Below are 3,236 nucleotides of genomic sequence, written 5' to 3' on the forward strand. Positions count from 1 at the left end.
CTTCGGAAAAACGCTTCTTCACATCCAATCTCCTCGGGATAGGGAATTGGACTCCAAACTGAGGTGCTACTCAAAATTGGGGGGACGTCGCTGGCACCGAGCCATGGGAAATGAACGACTGAAAGCGGCCCTGGATCCTTGGATGCGCGTGGAAACGTGGCATACCTTTCACCCGCTTGACGAGCAGCGCTTTCATCTAGCACTGGCTGCCGCCTTCGAGGTGGTTGGCCTGCCCGCTGAAGCCTTGGAGTTTGAGACCGCGATGCTGGCGCTCGCGCGCAAGCACCACGGTGAAGTGATGCTCCATCACATTGACGCGATCGAGGCCTATGCGCAGCTCGCCGAGAACATCAGCTTCTATCTTCACAACACAAGAGCATGACTGCCGCCATGAAGCGTTTCCGCCACTTGCGCAGCCTGGTGCTTGCAATGCTTTTGGTCGTCTCACTTGTCGGGTGCGCAGAGACTGGCCCCGTCACTAGCCTGCCCATCGAAGGCCCCGTGCGTCTGGGCGAGATTGCGGCGGTCGACGGGCCCAAGGTGCGCCCCGATCACGTCATTGAGGACAGCCGTTGCCCGCGGCCGACGTTCAATGCGTCGTGGCAGGCCGGTTGATCGTCAGGACGACCGTGATGGGCGGCGGCTGGTCTAAGCAGGTCGATCTAACGCTGGGTATCCCGGTGTCTGTCGCCGATGGTATGTTGACGCTGGTGGACGCCACACCAGTGCTCATCAGCGGGCACACCGCCATGTCATCGACCGCACGTTTCAGCTTCAAGTTTCAGGGCGGCCGCTAGCCAACGTGATCTGCTCTAAATTGATTGGGTGTGCGTCTTTCCGAACAATGGTTAGCTATCGACTTTCGCTGGATGACTCTGCCGGAAGTAACGCTTCTCTGAGCACGATAGCAAGTCAGCTAACCCACGCATCAGCTCTGCTTCCTACGCCCCAACCAAAGCACATCATTGCAAATGACGCCACAGCCGTCGGCACAGCAAGCCGGGGCTCTAACGGATGCGCCATTCTTTTAACAGCGCACGTGCCCGCAGCCCGATGAAGCTGTTCGCGTTGGCCTGCGCCTGTTCGGACTCCCGCTTGGCTTCTGCTTCCCCGATGACACCCTCCTGCGCTTCGTCGAAGTGAGCCATGGCCCAAGTGGTGGCGGCTTCTTGCGCAGCCTTTCCCTCCACATCGTGCATGGAAATGTAGGCCCGCAGCGGCGGCCACATCTGCGGACGTCCCGTGAGTTCGTTCATGCTATGGAGCAGCCTGTTCCTCGACAGACCTAGATCAGGATTTCGTATCGCCTGCTGCAGCATGCTCAGTGCCGCCTCCCGGTTTCGCGTGTGCATGAGCTTGTGCTTCAGCATTTCCGAAAAAGCGGTTTTAACATCACCCCGCACGGGCGGCCCGCCACCGCCTACCTGGGTCATGCCATCCATGTTCAGGGTCTTGACGGTGTGCTCGCTCAAAAACTCGCCGAAGCTGCTTCGGAATTCGGGAGACGTGATGGCCTCGGCCACCACTTGGTCCAGCAGGCGCATGTCGGCCGGCGTGATGGAACTGTGGAAGATCATGGCGTTTTGTGCCAGACCCTGCATCCACTTATCAAAACGCTCTCCCAGGTCGGCATCGATGCCCCTCAACACACGCGTGAACTCGGGCCCGCGGTTCCACGATGCCCCGGCCTGCTCTACCGCAGGCATCGCCGGTGGTCGCGTTCTGCCAGCGAGCGGCTGCGCCGCGTGCCGCACCGGCTGCGGGTTGCGGATTTGGGCCAATTGGCGGCGCAAATGATCCGGCACCTTGATTTCGCAGTTGGCGGGAAGCCGCGCAAGGGATGGCTGGAGGGTTTGCAGACCCGTGCCGCGAAGGTCCAGGAGTTGCAGCTGGGAAAGTTCCCCCACGCTGTCGGGCAGATGCCGGAGTGCGGAGCAGTCTTTCAGCGACAGTTTCCTCAGGTTGCTCATTTGACCGATGTCCTCGGGCAATTGCGCCAGCCGGCCGTTGGAGGACAGGTTGAGTTCTTCCAACCGGTGCAGCCGGGTGAAGCTGCCTGGCAGTTGCTCCAGCTTGGAGTTCGATACCACTTCCAGTGACGTGAGTCCCTGCATGTTGCCGATGTTTTCAGGCAACTCCCGGAAATGCGACGAGTGCAACACGCTCAATTGGGTCAACTGGCTCAATTGGATGATGCTGGCCGGCAAGCGCTCATAGCGTCCGCCACCCAGCGTGAGGCTGCGCAGGCTTTGCATGCGCCCTAAGTCGCTCGGCAACTCCTCCAACGGTATCGCCGTCAACTGAAGGGTCTCCAGGTTGGGCAAGCTCGTCAAAGACGTTGGCAGCCTTTTCAAACCTCGGGTGGCGGCCACCTGCAGGTGGCGAAGCTGGCGGAGCTGCCCCAGGCTGTCTGGCAGCGACTGAAGCCCGGTATTGATCAGCAACAGTTCCTGCAGTGCTTCAAGTCGGCCGATTGCATCAGGTAGCGTCGTAGCAGGAAGGCCGTAGTTGAGTGCGAGCCTGGTGCTTTGGCGGGCGGCTGCACGGCGGATTGCGTCTGCCACGCCTTGCAGAACCTCCCGCGACATATCCCTCTCGCCGTTGTGCAGGTTGTAGCCGCTAGGGACCCGCTCTGCCATCGGCAGGCTGCGTGCGAGCCAATCTTCGATGTCGTGCTCTATGCTGCGCGGTGATGCAGAAGACGCGCCAGCTAGCGAAACTGGTTGCATCGACGAACGCAGAGGTGAGCGTAGAAAACGCCCTGGACTTCTAGGCGGCAATGCGTCGGTCGCTGACGTGTTTTCCCGACGTCGCGGCCGCGCACGCAGAGGGCTGAGTAAGCCATCCACCGCGCCGGACGGTTCGCGTGGCGTCGTGTCTTCGGCAGGCCTGCGCTCGGTGGTGTCAGTTCGCGGACGAGAGCGAAGTAAGCGGTTCACATTGAACATAGAGATCTACCTGACGGATTCAGCGGGACTGCATAGGCCCCTTGAACGCCAGGATACTTTCCTGTGATGCCCATCGCTGCGCGGAAGCGAAGAGGTTGCGTCCCCATGCGAAATCAGGCGCCTGTCTGCAAACGCCCCGGTCCTGCACACTCATGCACCCTGCGCGCCCAATCAGGAGATATCCGCCCTAATCGGCCTTTAGGGAACCTCTGAACAAAGCACGGCAGATGCGCGACACTACCCGCCTCGTGTTGAGGAATCATCCATGCAACTGACGTTCGGCGACGC

General features: G+C 60.5%; 2 protein-coding genes and 1 pseudogene. 2 read left to right on the plus strand and 1 reads right to left on the minus strand.

What is annotated here, in order from left to right:
• The coding region (locus tag XdyCFBP7245_RS23195; protein ID WP_244907919.1) for a hypothetical protein at positions 1-382 on the plus strand (382 nt) is incomplete at its 5' end.
• A pseudogene (locus tag XdyCFBP7245_RS23200) lies at positions 379-797 on the plus strand (hypothetical protein). The gene XdyCFBP7245_RS23195 and the pseudogene XdyCFBP7245_RS23200, both read left to right, overlap by 4 nt.
• A gap of 210 nt (positions 798-1,007) precedes the next feature.
• On the opposite strand, the gene xopAE reads toward XdyCFBP7245_RS23200, so the two are convergent.
• Positions 1,008-2,639 carry a type III secretion system effector XopAE gene (xopAE, locus tag XdyCFBP7245_RS23205; RefSeq protein WP_104617692.1) on the minus strand — a complete coding sequence of 544 codons (1,632 nt, stop codon included), beginning with the start codon at positions 2,637-2,639 and terminating at the stop codon, positions 1,008-1,010.
• Between the last annotated feature and the right edge of the window lie 597 nt (positions 2,640-3,236).

The organism is Xanthomonas dyei, from assembly GCF_002939865.1.
Classification (GTDB): domain Bacteria; phylum Pseudomonadota; class Gammaproteobacteria; order Xanthomonadales; family Xanthomonadaceae; genus Xanthomonas; species Xanthomonas dyei.